Genomic DNA, 16970 nt, shown 5'->3' on the forward strand with positions numbered 1-16970 from the left:
CTGACCCTTCACAGCCCGTACGGGTCGTACTCGGGCCTGTTGTCCGCATCAGCAGGGAGATCATATCGGTCTCGGAACTCGGTCAGTAGATCGTCAGTGGCGGCAGTGAACAGCACGGCGACACCGTAGGGGCGTGAGTACGAGTCGGAATCGGGCGCGTCGGGGTCGATGAAGATAGCGTCCGTCGGCGGTTCACCGATACCGGGGAGTTCGGTCAGCAGCGATTCCATCGGCAGGAGCCCGGTGAGCACGCTCGGGACGAACGCGCCGCCGGGTAGCGGCGCGCGCGGCTGAACGAAACACTCCGCGACCGGCTCGCCGTCTTCTTCGAGTACGGCGCTTGCCGGGCGTTCCAGCCCCGGTTCCCAGAGGTCAGCCGCCACTTCGGGGACTTCAGCGTCAACGACGAAATCCATCGTCACGCGGTCAAGCCGCTCAAACGAAAGCAGCGACCAGGCTTCCTCCGAGTCGTCGGGGTCGCCGCCAAGCGTGGCCTCAACGAGATCACCGGTCCGGAGGTCGTCGACTGCCGGCTGTCGCTCGCCGTAGCCGGACTGGTACACGGTGTAAAGCCGCGTTGCATCAGTGTCGAACAGATTGATATGCGGGACCGCGTCGACGACGCGGTAGACTCTGAACACGCCCGTGCGCTCGTCCATATTTCCCCGACGCGCTCCATCGTCAAGACTCCGCGGACTCACCGGTGCTCAGGCAGCCGTCATGAGCGTGAGCCACTCGGTCAGGCAGTCGTCGCTACAGTGGTGGTGACGCTGTCGGTCGCCGCTCGTGTCTAGGACACCGACGACGAGATGCCAGTCGTCGGCGTACACGTGGCCGCCACAGACCACGCAATCGCGCACCGTCTCGTCGTCCGTCCGCTTCCCGACAGACACCGTCTCGACGTAGTATGTCCCTCCGAGGGCGTACGGCGTTTCCAGTTCCATCAGCGCAGTCTGGGGACTACACACGCCTAAATGACGGGGCCAACCGACCGGTCCGACGCAACACGGACGTAGCTTCAGCTCTAAGTCATAGATATGAGTCAATCCACGGAACTTCCAGACCCGGACCCGGAACAGCTCCGCCTAGCCGTCGAACGGCTGCTCGACGAGACGGTTGATCGCGATGAGCCACTCCACCTCTCTGCTGATGAGCTGTCTGTCTCTATTCCGATGCGGTTCGGTTCGGACTCCCCGCAGGCAACGTGGCAATTCGACGGCGACGTGACGATCTCAGTGGACGGCGTTCGGGGCCCGCTCAGAGAGTGGGTCGACCTCCTCGAGGAATAGCCGGTGTCGGAGCCGAAGCGCTCAGAACGCCTCGACGTGGGGGCGGAGATCGAGTTCCAGCGTCCACGCCGAGCGGTCCTGTTCGACGAGGTGCCAGTACGACTGGGAAATATCGTCGGGATCGAGATACGACTGGGCGTCGCGGTCGGCTGTGTCCGCGGCGTCTGGTGAGAGAATCTGGCCGTCGATGATGACGTGAGCGACGTGGATGCCGTCGGGACCGAGTTCCCGCGCCATCGATTCAGCTAGCCCGCGGACGGCGAACTTGGCGGCACTAAACCCGACCGCACCGTCGCGGCCCCGGACAGCAGATGTCGCACCGGTGAAGATGATCGTCCCGCCGTCGCCGGCCAGCATGTCGTCGACGGCCTCCTGCGAACAGGCCAACCCGCCAGCCGGGCCGACGGCGAGGGCGTGCTGGAACTCGTCGTGTGTGATCTCCTGTGTGCTTTTCCACGCGCCGCCGCTGGCGTGGTTCACGAGCACGTCGACGGGGCCGAACTCGTCCCGGACTTGCTCAAAGCCCGCCGCGACTTGGTCCGGACTGGTAATATCAGTCTGTACTGCGAGCGCATCATCGCCGAGATCTGCCGACAGTGACTCCAAATAGGATGCCGACCGGGCGAACAGGCCGACCTGACAGCCTTCGCGAATGAACGTTCTGGCCAGTGACTCTCCCAAGCCCGGACCGACGCCTGCGATGACTACTGTCCGTGACATATGAACACGAACGACTACCGGGTGGATGAAAGTATGGTCACAGTGGCGGTTCGGAGTGGAGGGCCGCAATATCCACGGTGATGCCTGGAATCACAGGGTTCCGTGTCAGTCGTCTCCTCCATGTGCGTGGCCGATACGCAGCGCCACGGCGTTGCAGACGACGAGCGCGACGAACGCGATCCGCGTCGCCCCGGAGTCCAGGCCGGTAACCAGTAGCGGAAGATACAGAAATGGGAGCGCAATTGCTGTCCAGAACGCGATGCCTCGAACGGCGGAGACGAGCGACTCGTCGAACTCCGGTATGGACTCATCAAACTGGGCGAGTAATTCGTATGCGGACGAACTTGACATATGGAGGGGCCTGCCCACAGCTTCTATTGGAGATAGCTTATAACCGCTAGAGGTTTCCGTCCGTTTCGCTTCGTTTCACGCATAGCGGCCCCTAGTCGTTCATTTTATTATCGGCTGAGCGATGCTTAGACATTTTATCAGCGGTGTAGCTGTGGTATGATACGTATAACACCTCCAGTTACGAGGACATCTCCACTGGACGTGTACGACCGATTATGGTCCGAGTAGTGACACAGTTACGTCGTGCTCTGTGTCGTTTAGTGTCGTACTATCGACGACGTGGTCCGGAAGCGACTCCCGCCACTCGGCGAGCCGCTGCTCGTGGTAGGTCCGGTGGCGCTCCAGCGAGTACGTCTCGTCGTCGTTAGCCCGAAGCTCGTCAGCGGTGTCATCAGGCGTCGGATACGGCGGTGCGTCCGTAGTCAGCAGTGAGTCGGGCTCGATGTGGATCGTGTCATCATCGTCGTCGCGCTGGACGACGTGGAGGCGCGCCCGCATCCGGCCGCTGAACGGTGGTGTGACGCGTAACACGGTCTTTGATCCGTCTGCAGTCGATTCAATGGCCGCGACGAGGTCAGTGGCGCTTATCGCGATTGATTTGATGTCTGTCGGGTCGGTGTCCATGGCTGAGTCTGTGTGTTCCATTGGTTCAGGCAGTTACATCCGGTTGCTGTAGTCCCAGGTGTGGAGTCGGTCGGGCGTAATCGTGATCTGTATCTCACGGCGGTCGGGGGCAAGCAGTCGTTCGGCCAGCGGTGAGTCGGTGCCGCCGAGATACCGGTGCAATAAGTCGGTGAGAACCGTCTTATCCTCGTCCGCTGTCATCGTCGCTGTGCCATTGCCCCTGACGCCGCAGTACGGCGGTTCGTTCGTCGAGACTTCGAACGAGACGTGGTCGTCATAGTCGAGGTAATCGACAACGGCGGCGTCTGCCCCGGTCGCACACTCGAAGACACCGTCAACGAACCGATACCAGAGCGAGAGCATCCAGGGTTTGTCTGCTGGAGTTCGGCATCCGAGACGGAGTGGCACCGTTTCGGTGCTGAGAAACTGTTCCATCTCCTCGTTCGTCCACGGTCCGGAGACGGTCACCATACACGCAGCGTACGGTCGCCGCTATGTTAACATCTCTGGCATGAGTCACTGCTTTGTGACAATACCCACCAAGAAAGTGCCAATAAACCAACTGCATTGTTCTCAGAATCGATAATATGCTGGGTACCTTTATTTTGGTGTTCGGGAAAGTCACCGTGAGAGCAGTACGTGAGTCGACAGGAGGGACAACAAGTGCAAAAGCGTGTTGAGACGGAGGAAGCAACGGTTCTCGTCGTCGACGATGAGCAAGATATCGCGGATCTGTATTCGACGTGGTTGCTGACCGCACACGACGTTCGGACCGCACACAGCGGTACGGAAGCGCTCCAGTTAGTCGATGCGTCCGTCGACGTCGTCTTTCTGGATCGGCAGATGCCCGATATGAGCGGTGACGAGGTCCTCGATACCATCGCGGAACGGGGTATCGACCCGGCAGTGGTAATGGTGACGGCCGTCGACCCGGACTTCGACATCATCGAGATGCCCTTCGACGAGTACCTGACGAAGCCGGTCAGCCGCGAGGACCTCCTCGACACTGTCTCGGAGATGCTCGTCCGGACCACGTACGACGATCAGGTGCAGGAGTACTTCGCCGTGGCCTCGAAGAAAGCGACGCTGGAAACGCAGAAGAACACCGCGCAACTGGAAGCCAACGACGAGTACCGGACTGTCAGCGAGCGACTCGAAGAACTCCGCGAGACGGCCGATTCCACGGCCGCAGAGATCGACGACTTCGAAGCCGTGTTTCACGAGTTCCCTGGTGGCGGCCTCTCGTCTGACTGACCGCTGGCGATTCTTCTCCTCTGAAACTACCGTCTAAGTCTCCAAACAGGCGTGACAAACACGACAGCGTTCGGGAGCGACTCGGCGGGGATGCCGTTTACTCGCTCGGTGCAGCACTGCTCGCCCCAGTCGCGTGCTGTCTGTTCGGCACGGGCCAGTGATACTGCTGGCTGTTGGTCGATGTGATCTGGAAAATGCCCGGGGAGAGCATTACACCCGAGCTTTACATGCCCGTCGCCCGTGGCACTGTCTACATGACCGACAACCCCGCCGATGCCGTCGAGACGATGGTCGACCGGCTCGACGACGGTCACTACGATATCAGTGAGGCCGACCGCAAACTCCTCCAAGACCTCGACCGACAGATCCGGCTGCTCGGACCCAGCGAGTTCTCCGACCACCGTCACGAGTTTCTCTTGCGACGCGGTCTCATCATCGCAAAGCGCGTCGGCGGGCTTGCTGAGGCCGTCGACGATCGCGACGCCGCGGAGGACATCGTCGCGTGGATCAACACCGAGCAGACCGGGAGCCCCGAGACGAACAAAGACTACCGCGTGGCCTTCCGGACCATCGGGAAGGTCGTCACCGACGGCGACGGGTATCCTGACGCTGTCGAGTGGGTCCCCGGAGGCTATCCCGAGAACTATGACCCGGCGCCGGACCCCAGCGAGATGTTGGACTGGGCAGAGGATATCCAACCGATGCTGGACGCCTGCCTCAACTCCCGCGACCGGGCCCTTGTCTCCCTCGCGTGGGACCTCGGCCCCCGCCCGGGAGAGCTGTACGAGCTCACACCCGGCGACATCGTCGACCACGACTACGGCCTGCAGGTGACGTTGAACGGTAAGACCGGTCGTCGGTCGCCCGTCCTCGTCCCGTCCGTTCCCTACGTCCGTCGATGGCTCGACGATCACCCCGGCGACGAAACCGATCCGCTGTGGTGCAAGCTCAACAGTCCGGAAGCCATCTCGAACAACCGCGTTCGCGACGCCCTGAAAGACGTCGCCGACCGCGCCGGCGTCAGTAAGACTGTTACACCCACCTACTTCCGGAAGTCCTCGGCGAGCTACCTTGCCTCGCAGGGTGTCTCGCAGGCTCACCTGGAAGAGCACCACGGCTGGACTCGAGGGTCGGACATCGCAAGTCGGTACATCGCTGTCTTCGATGATGCCAGCGAACGGGAAATCGCTCGAGCCCATGGTATCGACGTCGAGGCCGACGAGCCCGATGCGGTCGGCCCGCTGGTCTGCCCGCGCTGCGAACAAAAGACGCCACGAGAGAAGGACGCCTGCGTGTGGTGTGGACAGGTCCTGTCTCAGAGCGCGGCCGAAGAGGCTGAACGGCAGCGACAGGATGCGATGGATAGCATGGTTGAGGCCGATGGCGACCTCGCCGAAGCTATCGCCACTGTCGAGGCCGAGATCGGGGACGACGTCTCCATCCGGATCGAAGGACTCGACGAGGGGTAGCTCACACATCATACCCGGCCTCCCGAAGGGAGTCGAGCCAGTTTTCGGCATACTCAGCGTATGGGACGTCACTGGCGGCGATGGTCTGCAGCTCTTCGTGGACATTATACAGCGTTTCAAGCCGGTCGTCGTCAGGTTGGTCAGGTAGATCAGTATCAGCGGTTTTGCTCATGCTATCCGCCTCCTTGCGGTATCGACGTGCCACCACGCGGTCAGGACCGTCCAGTCGTCTCGCGCCTCGGCGCTGCTCGGGTAGCCGTGTGGCCAAACGTGGTTCTCCTCGCCGGTGTCGATGAGGTAGACCGCAGCCAGCCGCTCGCCGCGGCGATGCGCCGCAGCGTCGCCGATTGTGTCACCGTCCTCGCTCGGGACGCCCGGATCGTCGACATTGTAGGTGTCACCCTCAGACATCGGCGTCACCTCTGATGAGAAAGCACCCGTAGCAGGCGTCGAGCCAACTTCCCTCGGGGCCCGGACATCCCTCCACGCCATGGTCGCATTCGATATCTTGGTCGCCGACGCCGGCCAGCTGGGCAGCGCTGCCCTGTGCCTGTTGGCGGGCCATGCCGCCGTCGGTCGCGACGCGCTTGATGTCGACGTCGTGCAGCTCCTTGCGCTCGTGGCGCTCGGCTTCGTCGCTGGCCTCGAGGAGGTCCCCGGTCGTTGCAGACCACGAGCAGTCCTGACAGTCAGCGACCGCCATCAGTCCACACCTCCATCGAACAGCGTGGCTTCGTCGACGGTGACGCCCCGCGGAGACCCATGCAGCAGGTCCTTCGCGCCACTTCGCGTCGCGAACTCGGCGAAGTGTGGATCCTGGCCCTGCAGGCGTTCCAGTGCCGAATAGCCGGCGACGACGAACCTCCCCTCGGCAGGGACGTAGCCGATCTCGTTGAACCCCGACGTTGACCACGTCACCGCGACGAGCTCGCCGGCGGTATGCTGGATGGCCCGCAGCCAGTCGATAGGCCGGGGTTCGTCGGCGGGGATCTCCCCGACTAACGCCGTCCGGACACGCTTGACCGTCTTGCGTTGGCCGTTGTCGGCCTCCGCAAGGGCGGCCAGCGCTGCGTCGGTGGCGGACTGGTCGGCCGGCAGCGGGAGTCGGTCGAGGTCCCACGACAGGTCATCATTCGGCGGATGCGACCGGGTACGGTCGTTGGTCGCCATCTAGACCACCTCCTCACCGTGCTCGCGGTCCCACTCGAACTCGTAGTCCACCTCGTCTAGCGTGTTCCGCAGCGATGGGCGTTGGTTCGACTTGCCTCCGTGCGGTTCCTCAAGCACACACTTCGTACAGGGCGGGTAGAGTCGGCGGTGACACTCCCGCCGGGTCATATCCTCGGGATCGTCGACCTGCAGGTCGGCGCAGTCAGCGTCGTCGTGATAGCAAATATCGCCCCGGCCGCCGGTCCGAACTCGATAGACAGTGTCGTCGAGGGCGCCATCGTCTTTCCCGATACGGCGACGGCGCTCGTCACGGGTGATGGAATTGGGCATCAGCACCACGCCTCCCGGTCGACCACGACGGTACTCTTGATCCACTCCTCGGACGCAGGTGTCGCGACCGTCGCGTTCGCGAACTCGGTGAGCTGGATGTCGGCTGTTGGTGCGAGCAGCACGCCTGTCGGGTCTTCGATGCAGGCCATCTCCTCTGGCAGAGCGTGCTGGCGGTCGCGCTGGGTCGACTCGTCGAAGGTGGCCCCACAGTGCCGGCAGGCGTAGTGGGTGTCCGAGGGCTGGCCCCGGAGTTTGTCTCCCAAGCGGGCCTCGACGCTCGTCGTGTCGCACTCAGGACACGCGCGGACAGTGTTATCAAACTCGGTTGCGTCGGTCCGCGTGGAGGACCCCGTCCCTATCTGAGTCCTCTGCGTGTGACTCGCGTCTCCGCGCGAGTCCGTTTTCGCTGAACTGTATGACTGCTGAGAATCACGACCGTCTGCACGGTCGGCTGTGCTGTCGTTAGTGACCTCATCTTTATGAGGCCGATGTTCGTCTTTATTCATGGTTTCCGGAATCGCCCCTTACAGGGTTCGGAAGCCACGGCCCGAGGTGTTAGGGCACCATTCGAGGGCCGCTTTTGGCGAGCAGGGTTCGGCTTCCAGTTCTATCTATGAGTCAGGAGCTACTTAATATTAGCGTCGCTTAGTCACTTTAGCATTGTTGGCGTCGGTTATTTAACTAATCCTTACCAACGGTATGATAGTGATGGCTGTGAAAGCACCTGATGAATTGAAACTCACCGAGACTGATTTCCTCATCCTGTCCGTGCTGCGGGATGGACGAAATATCCCGGCTAACATCGCGCTCGATATCGACCGAGCGCGAAACTACATCAACCAGCGGATGCCGTACTTGTTGGATTATGACCTCGTCGAAAAAATTGGCCCCTACGAAGACTCGGGTCTTTATGAACTGACGGAGCGCGGTCGTTTGGCGTACGAACATCGCGCTGAGTACCACGATGACGACGTCGATTTTGACGAGTTCCTCGACGAACTCGTCGATGAGGACTGACATTCTCACGCGGGCCTCGCGAGCAGCGCCAGTTCGTCGACCAGCCATCCGGGCGTCTCGACGTCCGCGAGCTGTCCGTCGCGATAGGTACTCTCGATCTCGACCTCACCGTCGGGATCTACCTCGCAGATCCAGCGCCGGCCGTCGGGGTGAGTGATCTTGAGGCGGTGGCCACCCTCAGACTGTCCTTGCTGTCGGACTTCGACCTCGTTGCCATCGTAGTCGCGGATCGAGTGTGGCATACACTCGACTGGAGGGCCGGGTGTTGCTTAAAAAGGTGCTAGATGTCCGAATAATCGGGCCGGGGTATCCCGTCGATATTAGCCGCTGTGCACTTGGTGAGTCTGGTCGTGGCGTGAGCAGTACAGATGAAGTATGGCCCCTTGGGGTCAGGGGTGCCTCTGACAATTGAGCGGACACACTGGGTCGGGAAGTGATTGAATGGGGTGTGGGTGTGTCTACTGAATCACCAAGTTAGGGCGGCTTTGCAACGACAAAGCCAATTTCGTCCGTGGAGACACTGACTGATAATGCGTTCTCTGGATCAGTTTCTTCCCATCGATACGTATTCTCCAGTCCGGTTTCCGTGCGAATCGTCACGTCCATCGGTTCATTGGACGCGAGATTCGTGTATCCGTCATCATGCTTTGCCGGAATGGATGCCGTGTCGTCGACGAGAACCTCGTTATCGTCAGCGGTGCGTATGACCGTCGTGATGTCCAGTTCGCGCTTCGTTTGATTCTTCACGATCAGATTCGGTGCGTTCTTTTGTGTCGTATATGCAACGGCACCGCCGATTGCGGTGAGGGTAACACATCCTGTGAGTAGGCCAATCGTCTTTCGTCGTGTGATGGAGGGCACATGTGGCAGATTTGACAGTAGCACATATAAAAACTTGGAAGGGTCAAAATCAGCTTGAATGGGAACGAGCAGGGTAGTGTCGCAGTGGTCATTGGTCTTTAGTTAGGCCTCACACCTCGGTTGCGTAGCGGTAGCGAGCGTCTCTTGTAATATCGGTCGTTGCTGGTGGATCTTCTGTGCATCTTCGATCAGCAACTCCAACAACGGCGGTGGTGAATAGCCGAGATACTCACCGAGTTCGTGGAGGATTAGCTTGGCGTGCGACCGGAAGGTCGCCGCCCAGCGCTCCGGCAGAAACACGATCTCATCGTCGGCCTGTTCGGTGACCAGATCCAGCAACTCACGGCTCACCAGCAGTGACAGCAACGCCGCGTACAGCAGAATTTCCACGACAGCCGGGTTACTTGTGTCGAATTCGTCCAGTTCATACTGCGTCTTCAGCTCACGGAACAGTGTTTCTACCTCCCACCGACACCGATACAGCGTTGCTAGATCAGCACGCCTACCGAGTAGCCATTTCACGCTCTCAAATGGGTGAAGAAAACACACTCGCAACGGCTGATTCCGACGACGGTGACCTATCCACCATCGAGCTTGTCTCCCCTCATTCGACAACAGTTTCCTGGGGTATTGACACATAGCAGTCGCAGCGCTCCTCTTCAATGTCCCGTGGGTCCATGATTCAGCTCCCATCCAGTAATCAATCTTGCACGCCAGATTGGAGCGTTCTACTCAGGTCGAGATCGTACCCCGACCGGACACTCTCATCGATAACCGCATACCGGCGGTCCCGGGTCGAACCCAACCGCTCAACAAGGTCATACTCGTCGAGCTTCCGGAGCTTTCGGCGCTGTGACCCCTTTGCCAGCGGTGTTCGCGAGCGGCCGTCGTACATACGGTCGGCGACGGCATCGTAGCGGTCATGCAGCGCCTCGCCGCCGATCTCTCTGGCATCTCGCACCAGTGCGTAGAGTAAGTGGTGATGGAACGACAGCGAGTCCAGCGCGGCTTGTCGCATCCACTCTTGGGCCAGCGGGTACGCGCCGGCGACGTCTTCGTCTCGGACGGTGTGGTGGTCGCGGTCCTGTGCGAGCTCCGCGGCCGCGAGTAGCGAGTAGATCCCGTACCGAGCCACGCCGGCGACTTCGTTGGCGATGGTCTTCAACTGCCGACGGGAAACGACACCGTGCTTAAGCCCCTTCTCGGCACGGGGTGTAAGGATGTCTGCGAGTTCGTCTACGCCGTAGCGGTCCAGTGTCAGCGTTTGACCATGCAAGCGGCGGGTGATCCGTCCTGACGCGTGGGACAGCCACTCGTCAGCGTCGTAGCAGATGATGACTAGCGAGATCCCATCGACATCGGCCAGTCGTTCGAGCGCTTTGGTGTCGTGGACGTCGGACGCCTCGTCGAGGACGACGACCAACGGCTCGTTTACACGCTCACGCAGGGAGAGACAGAGGTCTTCGAGGGGCGTATTGGTAGCGGGTGTAGGCCCGACCGTTGCAAGCACCTCTCGGATGATGCCTGCTGTTGACGCGCCCATACACTCAATGTGGGTGTAATCAAGCTCGTGGCGCTCGGACAGCTGGCCAAGCGTGTGCCGGGCAAGGACAGTCTTCCCGACCCCGGGCGACCCCTCGATGAGAAGGTCATCAGCCTGTCGGCCGTGCTTCGTGGGGCCGAGGGCGGCTGTGAGTCGGTCGACGGCGGCGTCGCGGTGGCGGAGGCGTTGTGGAGGGTACTCGTCGTCGAAAACTGTCCGATCCGCAATCATGTCAGCGACTGATGATAGCGCGGTATATAAATGGGTGCGTGATGTCCGGAAGTGTCGAAAAAACTCCGCGTCAGTCCTACAACTGCTCCGCGTACCAGCGGCTATGTACGAACCGCTGCGGACACCACTGCTCGTGTGGGAAGTCGTCGATGTTCGTCGCCACAGCCCCACACTCGGTACAGCGGATCTCACCCGTCGGCCGGCGTGCGGTCAGCCCGCCCTGGCCGACTGACACCTCCTCGAAAACGAGCTCGAACGTCGTCGACGGATCAGCGAACGACATCATTTGAAGTCCACCTCAAGCCCACTTGACCGACGGTACGCCAGCAACGCGAGTCGGTCGCTGCGAACGAGCTCGAACTTGGTGTCGGGTGCTGCGAAGCCCCGGATCGCCTCATTCGCCATCGTCGTCACCCCCGACGTGGCGCAGGTCGATATCGACGCCGCCGGCGCGGGACCACTGGACGAGACACAGCTTCTCGGTCCGTGGCACCGGGACGTAGATCCCGACCGCCGCTGTCGACAGTGGCGTCAGTTCGACGTGGGTGTGGTCGACGAGGCCGTCGCCGTACTGGACACTCATCAGGCGTCGGCCTCCTGGACGATCACGACGCTGTCGACGATCTGCCGGCCGACGGGCCGCCAGATACACCCGGTCCACTCCTCTTCAACGTGGTCGTAGCGACCGTCGCTGCGAGGCTCGTAGCGATCACGGCGTGGGTCGTCATCGACGGGCGTCCGGCGGACGGTGATCGCCTCCGACGGGTCCGTCATGGGGACACCCCGTTATCGATGTGTAGTCCCAGCTGCTCGTCGACGGCATCGTCGTCCGCCCGATCGGGGATCTCGCGCTTGCCGGTCGCGAAGGCGACCCGCCGACGGTGCTTGCACGGCCCGGCCGTCGTTCTATCGTTCCAGCACTGGCACGAGCCCAGCTGCGTGTCGACGAGGTACGACGACCCGCTCGCCGAGACGACTTCGAACAGACCTGGCGCATCCCGAGCGCGGTCAACGTCGTCCAGAACGCCCATGTACTCGGTCAATGCACGGGCATCACGTTCGTCCAGCGTGTCGAAGTCGCTGTCAGCAGTCGTGGCAGCCATCAGTCTTCGGCCTCCCCAACGGCGTGCTGGATTGCCCGCTGGTTCATCCCGTCCTGCAGCTCGTCAATCGCGTCCAGTAGTTCTGGCTCAACGTCGCCGAGGTCGTGATGGTACTTTCCCAACGTTTCGAGTTGGTCGCGGCAGTACGCCAGCACCGCATACACCTCGTCGGCCGCGAGGTCTTCGGCTTCCTCTTCGTCGTCCGTGTGAATGTTGGTGTACTGCTTTGCCGTCTGTCGTGCGTCGGTCATGTCCACCATTAGTCCTCGGCCTCCTCGCCGTAGAGGTCGCGAACGGCGGCACGATACTTGTCGCGCTGGTCGGCGTCGATGGTCTCACCGTGACCCTTCCGGCGGGCGATGACAGCCGACCAGTCTGACAGCGGCCGGACAGTCTCGCCGTTACCGGCGGCCTGGGACTCGACCACGACGGCGCGACCACCGTCGGCCGTGACGAACAGCGTCTGGATGGCCGGTCGCTCGCGAGCCGCGACGCCAGTTGCCTGGCCACGCTCGTTGGTCCGGTACTCCAGCTGGAGGCCGGTCCGCACCTCAACGGCGAAGTACTGCTCGTCGGTGTCGTCGTCGTCCTCGCGACCGCCGTTGTCGGCCCACGTCTCGGGGATAAGCTGCGGTTCGTCTGATTGGTCGATCCATTTCCACACTCGATCCGTGCCAGCAGATTGATTGCTGGGGCGAATTGATTGGCTCATGTCTCGTTCGTCCGAGACACCGGTCGACTCTGGTACAGTCGGCCACTTTCTGCGGTGGCACCCGGCGTCTCTGCTTCATAGTACAACAACCGTCTACTAATAACTTACGACGTAAGCCTACGAAGCAAGCATGCCAAAAAGACTTACGACACAAACCTTACGGCGTCGGGCAGCATCGTTACTCTTGTGAGTACAACAACCAACAATCCGGGTATGCTGACCGCTGACGATATGCGCGAGGTGGATAGCTACCTGCTAACGTATCTTGACGAGGGGCGCGTCACGCCTTCATACGCACGCCGCCGTCTCAAAGACGACATGGAAGAATACTCGCGCGGGTACGTCCAGCAGCGACTCAAGCGGTTGGAGGAGCATAGCCACGTTGACAACTTGTTTGACACCGGCCTGTACGAGCTGGTCAACGATCCGCGGGGGGACAGTGATGACCGGGACTGACCAGCGAGACCCGACCGACGACTCGGCGGCGTGTTCTCGCTGCGGCGCCCACATCGGCCTCGGCAGCGGCGCGTACTGTGGACCCTTGCACACACGATGTCGGTCCAGAGCCGTCGATGGAGCGCTGCATGGGCTGTGGGCAACCCGAACACGGGTAAGACCAGCACGGTCAGCCTTCTGATCACTCTGTGAACACTCGACTCCGGTAATCTTCCGGTACTCTTGAACGCTCGGACGTGAGAATAGACGGATACCGTCGCCACGCCGGTGCACGATATCCCCGTGCAGCTGCTCGAACACTGCGACTGAAGGTTATCCCGATTGACGGAGGCTCGATACGATTTAATGCTTGAGCGAACCAGTGACGGGCGGCCGGACAATGCACGCCGCTGGCGAGGTGCTGTGTGAAGCTTGCCGTCGAGATAGAGGCTATCGGTGTCTACACCAGAGGGGGCCTGCATCCCAAGCGGAAGCGTCTCTTGACGCTGGCAATGTACAAGGCTGCGAAGGAGTGTGCCAAGTTCTTCGAGACGTGGCCCGCTGATGCTGACGCACCGACTAATCGGTTGTTTGGTGGTAGTCTCGAAGAGATTGAGAAAGCTACTGGCTAGTAGCTGTCCCACAGGGTGTCATAGAACGATTCACACACTTCAGTAGCTCCCGGAAAACCGCTGTCTGAGAGAGGGTATTATCGCCGCTATTCAGAAGTAGCAACAGCGGTTCTTTCGACCGGTATCAGAAAACCATGCCAACCGTTCTATGACACCCCTGTCCCAGCCAGTTTAGTGCTCACGAGTATAATACAACGCCCAAATCCCAAGCCCAGCAAAAAAACCAAACCAACCGATTGGTGCGCGGGCCCAGTCAGGAATGGGTGTGCTTAGATACGGTGAGGCGAACGCCGTGATGCTTGAGAAATTGACCGGATCATACAGCAGGGCTCCTGAAATAGCTAATACCATCCCAAGCGCTACTGGCCGCGGCATCCGGTGTTCGAAGTGGCGGAAGTCAAACATTAGTCCAACTACAACTAAAAAGAAAAACCCAATCCAGAAACTTCGGATTGCGGCATCAGTACCTATGGACTCACTTGTAAGTGCGAGTATAATACTCATGCCAGTAGCGGTAATGATCACGCAGGATGCAGAGAAAAAAATGAGCCGGTCCCGGATTGTGGTATAAATATACTGATACAAACTAGCAGTTATTGGTTCTTGTCTACTTCCTTCCACCGCCTGTAATACTCTTTGGACGATTCGAGCTGCGAGTGCACCCTGAATGAGACGGCCGCTAAGATAGATCATCAAGGTGAATAATAAGGTGAGGTCATGGCGAACTACTGATACATATGTTGCGCCGGAAATTGCTAATGCAACCGTTGTTGCAATCACTATACTACGTTGGTGTGAATAATTCCCGTAATCCGCTGTATGAATTCGAAGATATCGAAGGCTGACCCCAATAAATATAAATGCGAGTCCAGTCCCAACAGCTACTGTCGCCAACCATGGTGGCATAAGTTCAAGCCATGCGTCAACTTGCAGAGGATCCACTCTTGATCACACCTCCTCAACAATATACTGTACTGAGATGTAGCTAACGGCGAGTGGTACTGCCAGCCCAAAAACAGTTAGTAGCCATCGAACAATTGTTCGAAGAATCGGCGTCTGATAAATTATTCCGGTTGCAACAGCAACAATAGCAATTAGAGATAATTGACTGGCCTTAGTTGAGGGCGGCCGAATTAATATGCACAGTTGCACGGTCGCTACCGCTGCTAGCCCCGGCCAAAGAAGCGATACTACTTCTACAGATGTCATAGCTTATCATCATTGTCTTTATCTCCCCATCCTTTAACAAGTAGTACAGTTACGACAACTACACAAACTGTTAAAAGGCCTTGCAGCACAAAATTTCTAGTCAAAAAGCCGAATATCCTATTAGTAGATGGTTCTGAGCCTGGTTGAGACTGGCTAACATTAATATTAGACGCGTTTTTGTTTGGCCCTGAGACGACCGGAGTAGTATCATTGTTATCACTTCTTGCTGTCAACTGCGGTAATAGGTCAACTAAATCTTCCTTAGTACTTGGATTGGGTGATGGTTCGGCTAACTGGCCGACTCCCTCTCTCGTTGTATATATTAACCCCTGATCAGTTATATACCCCTCTCTGATGTCTACTACCCCTCTATACAACCCGCCCTCATCTGTAATAATTGGCTCTCCGTCTTTTCCAATCGCAACTATATCTCCCCCACTGAAAACTAAATAATACTCAGGTGTTTCAGAGATACGGAGGGTTTGAGTATAAGCTTCGCGCCCATCAAGCGTTCCGTTTCGATGCTGTGGTATCGATGACATACTAACACTATCATTGTATTCGGCATCGAACGTCGCCTCATCGTCCTCGGAGACAAACCAGTCAACTTCGCCCGAAGAATCAATTTTCACTACCCCAAAATAGTGTTCTGAATATATTATACCACCATCACTTGTTCGCGTCATATGTCCACTGAATGACCCTATATCGGGATGCGTCAACTGGCGGTGAAATACTTTTTCGCCAGATTCTGAATCTAAGACGATTAGTCTCGTTGTATTTTCCGCTGTTGGAGTTGAAGACGTCGGTTCACCCATAATGTAAGTATACTCTTCTCCAGAACGAACATCTGTATATCGAGTCTGAGCGGGAGTCTCCCATATTATATCTCCTTGTGCATTTACTTTGGTAACTGAATCCCCCACCTGTAAGAAAACATATTCTGTCGTTCGTTTTTCCACTGTGACTCTCCGACTGAATTCCTGAAGAATGTCGCCTTCAGTGGACAGTATGACACCGCCAACGTTGTCGGTATAATCTGTTTCTACTATCAAAAGTCCATTCCATCGGTCTAGGTCGGGGTCGATAGGTTCTCCTAATTTAACAGTGCGACTCCAGACAACTGTACCATCGGTCCCGATACGAACTAGTTTGTGTTCCGAATCCAAACCTTCTACTACAGCAACTGTGCTCTCATCAGGCAGAACCTGAGCGTCGTGAACCTCGTTAAATTCTTGACTCCAAGCAACTCTACCATCGGTCCCGATGCGAACTACTCTGTGTTCCGAATCCAAACCTCCTACTACAGCAACTGCGGTATCATCAGATAGAACCTGAACGTCCTGGACGTCGTCAAATTTTAGACTCCAAGCAACTGTACCGTTAGCATTAATCTGGATGATTTTTTCTCGATCGGTATCATATTCAGATATACGCGTCAGTATGCTGCCGTCGTCGAGAGTCTCTGTATACCCAATCTCCTCGAATTTTTGTGACCAAACGACCTCGCCTCGCTTATTCCTCTTTTTAATGCTGTTGTTGCTAATGGAATCAATTTCGTATCCAGCTATGAGCGGTGCTTGACGATCAGGTGGTGTTACCCAGTCACCTGACGAAGATATTTGTACATTTTTATCATGATGGGAAAAATCAGCGAGGTGTATAGTTATATTCTGTCTCGTTATTTCTGAAATCCGCGCTTTTCTGTACCGGTCGCCTACTTCGATTTCTTTATTCCAAAGAACATCACCTGTTTCTGAGATTTTGTAAACTCGCACCGAGTCGGTCTCATACATCGAACGATCATCAGGGTTGTACATCTCAAAGAGTGCATATATACTGTCACTTACAGGAGAATCAGTGATGAGTGCAGGGTGTCCATCCTCCACAGTGACTATCCACTCCCAATTATCTGAATGGGGACCGCTAGCATGATGTGCGACCGCCGTTCCACCGAGAGTAGCTACAGCCAAGGAGGATAGTAGTAGTAATACAGTGAGCTTTCGCCTCATTAGTTGAT

At 58.2% G+C, this 16970-nt stretch carries 30 protein-coding genes; 6 read left to right on the forward strand and 24 right to left on the reverse strand.

Annotated features, from left to right (window positions below):
- Positions 1–8: 8 nt before the first annotated feature.
- Both C443_RS17380 and C443_RS17385 read right to left on the reverse strand, forming a co-directional pair.
- Positions 9–659, reverse strand: a complete 651-nt coding sequence (locus C443_RS17380) for a hypothetical protein (RefSeq protein WP_005538015.1) — start codon at positions 657–659, stop codon at positions 9–11.
- Between the two features lie 48 nt (positions 660–707).
- Positions 708–944, reverse strand: coding sequence for a DUF7576 family protein (locus C443_RS17385; RefSeq protein WP_005538016.1), 237 nt, complete (start codon positions 942–944; stop codon positions 708–710).
- A gap of 93 nt (positions 945–1037) precedes the next feature.
- Between C443_RS17385 and C443_RS17390 the strand changes: the two genes are divergently transcribed.
- On the forward strand, positions 1038–1289 hold the full coding sequence (locus tag C443_RS17390; protein ID WP_005538018.1) for a hypothetical protein: 252 nt from the start codon (positions 1038–1040) through the stop codon (positions 1287–1289).
- Between the two features lie 21 nt (positions 1290–1310).
- On the opposite strand, the gene C443_RS17395 is transcribed toward C443_RS17390, so the two are convergent.
- The 4 genes from C443_RS17395 to C443_RS17410 all read right to left on the reverse strand — a co-directional run bounded on the left by C443_RS17395 (position 1311) and on the right by C443_RS17410 (position 3455).
- On the reverse strand, positions 1311–2009 hold the full coding sequence (locus C443_RS17395; RefSeq protein WP_005538020.1) for an SDR family NAD(P)-dependent oxidoreductase: 699 nt from the start codon (positions 2007–2009) through the stop codon (positions 1311–1313).
- Positions 2010–2114: 105 nt separating this feature from the next.
- Complete coding sequence (locus C443_RS17400) at positions 2115–2360, reverse strand: hypothetical protein (protein ID WP_005538022.1); 246 nt, start codon at positions 2358–2360, stop codon at positions 2115–2117.
- A gap of 213 nt (positions 2361–2573) precedes the next feature.
- Positions 2574–3005 carry a hypothetical protein gene (locus C443_RS17405; RefSeq protein WP_005538024.1) on the reverse strand — a complete coding sequence of 144 codons (432 nt, stop codon included), beginning with the start codon at positions 3003–3005 and terminating at the stop codon, positions 2574–2576.
- A 12-nt stretch (positions 3006–3017) separates the two neighbouring features.
- Positions 3018–3455, reverse strand: a complete 438-nt coding sequence (locus C443_RS17410) for a pyridoxamine 5'-phosphate oxidase family protein (protein ID WP_005538025.1) — start codon at positions 3453–3455, stop codon at positions 3018–3020.
- A gap of 192 nt (positions 3456–3647) precedes the next feature.
- On the opposite strand from C443_RS17410, the gene C443_RS17415 reads away from it, so the two are divergent.
- Both C443_RS17415 and C443_RS17420 read left to right on the forward strand, forming a co-directional pair.
- Positions 3648–4238: a HalX domain-containing protein gene (locus C443_RS17415; RefSeq protein WP_005538026.1), complete on the forward strand. Its 591-nt coding sequence runs from the start codon at positions 3648–3650 to the stop codon at positions 4236–4238.
- Between the two features lie 227 nt (positions 4239–4465).
- Positions 4466–5707 (forward strand): tyrosine-type recombinase/integrase, encoded by a 1242-nt coding sequence (locus C443_RS17420; RefSeq protein ID WP_152423059.1) that lies wholly within the window; start codon positions 4466–4468, stop codon positions 5705–5707.
- A gap of 1 nt (position 5708) precedes the next feature.
- On the opposite strand, the gene C443_RS21525 is transcribed toward C443_RS17420, so the two are convergent.
- From C443_RS21525 to C443_RS21300, 6 genes are read right to left on the reverse strand one after another with little or no spacing between them, the layout of a single operon-like run.
- Positions 5709–5879 carry a hypothetical protein gene (locus tag C443_RS21525; RefSeq protein WP_160163363.1) on the reverse strand — a complete coding sequence of 57 codons (171 nt, stop codon included), beginning with the start codon at positions 5877–5879 and terminating at the stop codon, positions 5709–5711.
- On the reverse strand, positions 5876–6118 hold the full coding sequence (locus C443_RS17425) for a hypothetical protein (RefSeq protein WP_005538029.1): 243 nt from the start codon (positions 6116–6118) through the stop codon (positions 5876–5878). The genes C443_RS21525 and C443_RS17425 overlap by 4 nt, the downstream gene beginning before the upstream one ends.
- Positions 6111–6410, reverse strand: coding sequence for a hypothetical protein (locus tag C443_RS17430; protein WP_005538030.1), 300 nt, complete (start codon positions 6408–6410; stop codon positions 6111–6113). Before C443_RS17430 ends, C443_RS17425 begins: the two co-directional genes overlap by 8 nt.
- Entirely contained in the window at positions 6410–6877 is a 468-nt protein-coding gene (locus C443_RS17435; RefSeq protein WP_005538031.1) for a hypothetical protein, read from the reverse strand. The genes C443_RS17430 and C443_RS17435 overlap by 1 nt, the downstream gene beginning before the upstream one ends.
- Entirely contained in the window at positions 6878–7207 is a 330-nt protein-coding gene (locus C443_RS17440; protein WP_005538032.1) for a hypothetical protein, read from the reverse strand.
- Positions 7207–7470: a hypothetical protein gene (locus C443_RS21300; protein ID WP_152423060.1), complete on the reverse strand. Its 264-nt coding sequence runs from the start codon at positions 7468–7470 to the stop codon at positions 7207–7209. Before C443_RS21300 ends, C443_RS17440 begins: the two co-directional genes overlap by 1 nt.
- A 445-nt stretch (positions 7471–7915) precedes the next feature.
- On the opposite strand from C443_RS21300, the gene C443_RS17450 reads away from it, so the two are divergent.
- Positions 7916–8224: a hypothetical protein gene (locus C443_RS17450; protein ID WP_005538034.1), complete on the forward strand. Its 309-nt coding sequence runs from the start codon at positions 7916–7918 to the stop codon at positions 8222–8224.
- A 5-nt stretch (positions 8225–8229) separates the two neighbouring features.
- Here C443_RS17450 and C443_RS17455 read toward each other — a convergent pair whose 3' ends face one another.
- The 10 genes from C443_RS17455 to C443_RS17500 form a co-directional block, all read right to left on the reverse strand.
- Complete coding sequence (locus C443_RS17455; RefSeq protein ID WP_005538035.1) at positions 8230–8466, reverse strand: hypothetical protein; 237 nt, start codon at positions 8464–8466, stop codon at positions 8230–8232.
- Positions 8467–8698: 232 nt separating this feature from the next.
- On the reverse strand, positions 8699–9085 hold the full coding sequence (locus C443_RS17460; protein ID WP_005538036.1) for a hypothetical protein: 387 nt from the start codon (positions 9083–9085) through the stop codon (positions 8699–8701).
- 102 nt (positions 9086–9187) lie between these two features.
- A complete protein-coding gene (locus C443_RS17465; RefSeq protein WP_342764092.1) occupies positions 9188–9778 on the reverse strand; it encodes a transposase in 591 nt (196 codons plus the stop codon).
- A gap of 7 nt (positions 9779–9785) precedes the next feature.
- On the reverse strand, positions 9786–10859 hold the full coding sequence (locus tag C443_RS17470; RefSeq protein ID WP_005538038.1) for a Cdc6/Cdc18 family protein: 1074 nt from the start codon (positions 10857–10859) through the stop codon (positions 9786–9788).
- 76 nt (positions 10860–10935) lie between these two features.
- Entirely contained in the window at positions 10936–11145 is a 210-nt protein-coding gene (locus C443_RS17475) for a hypothetical protein (RefSeq protein WP_005538039.1), read from the reverse strand.
- Between the two features lie 108 nt (positions 11146–11253).
- Complete coding sequence (locus tag C443_RS17480; RefSeq protein WP_005538041.1) at positions 11254–11442, reverse strand: hypothetical protein; 189 nt, start codon at positions 11440–11442, stop codon at positions 11254–11256.
- On the reverse strand, positions 11442–11633 hold the full coding sequence (locus C443_RS17485; protein WP_005538043.1) for a hypothetical protein: 192 nt from the start codon (positions 11631–11633) through the stop codon (positions 11442–11444). The genes C443_RS17480 and C443_RS17485 overlap by 1 nt, the downstream gene beginning before the upstream one ends.
- Positions 11630–11962, reverse strand: coding sequence for a hypothetical protein (locus C443_RS17490; protein WP_005538045.1), 333 nt, complete (start codon positions 11960–11962; stop codon positions 11630–11632). The genes C443_RS17485 and C443_RS17490 overlap by 4 nt, the downstream gene beginning before the upstream one ends.
- Positions 11962–12213, reverse strand: a complete 252-nt coding sequence (locus tag C443_RS17495) for a hypothetical protein (RefSeq protein ID WP_152423061.1) — start codon at positions 12211–12213, stop codon at positions 11962–11964. Before C443_RS17495 ends, C443_RS17490 begins: the two co-directional genes overlap by 1 nt.
- 8 nt (positions 12214–12221) lie before the next feature.
- On the reverse strand, positions 12222–12674 hold the full coding sequence (locus tag C443_RS17500; RefSeq protein WP_193363484.1) for a hypothetical protein: 453 nt from the start codon (positions 12672–12674) through the stop codon (positions 12222–12224).
- A 186-nt stretch (positions 12675–12860) separates the two neighbouring features.
- Between C443_RS17500 and C443_RS17505 the strand changes: the two genes are divergently transcribed.
- On the forward strand, positions 12861–13130 hold the full coding sequence (locus tag C443_RS17505; protein WP_318249602.1) for a hypothetical protein: 270 nt from the start codon (positions 12861–12863) through the stop codon (positions 13128–13130).
- Between the two features lie 404 nt (positions 13131–13534).
- Positions 13535–13741 (forward strand): hypothetical protein, encoded by a 207-nt coding sequence (locus tag C443_RS17510; RefSeq protein ID WP_005538051.1) that lies wholly within the window; start codon positions 13535–13537, stop codon positions 13739–13741.
- 171 nt (positions 13742–13912) lie between these two features.
- On the opposite strand, the gene C443_RS17515 is transcribed toward C443_RS17510, so the two are convergent.
- Positions 13913–14521, reverse strand: coding sequence for a hypothetical protein (locus tag C443_RS17515; protein ID WP_152423062.1), 609 nt, complete (start codon positions 14519–14521; stop codon positions 13913–13915).
- 425 nt (positions 14522–14946) lie between these two features.
- Positions 14947–16962 carry an outer membrane protein assembly factor BamB family protein gene (locus C443_RS21305; protein ID WP_152423063.1) on the reverse strand — a complete coding sequence of 672 codons (2016 nt, stop codon included), beginning with the start codon at positions 16960–16962 and terminating at the stop codon, positions 14947–14949.
- Between the last annotated feature and the right edge of the window lie 8 nt (positions 16963–16970).

Source organism: Haloarcula argentinensis DSM 12282, from assembly GCA_000336895.1.
GTDB lineage: Archaea > Halobacteriota > Halobacteria > Halobacteriales > Haloarculaceae > Haloarcula > Haloarcula argentinensis.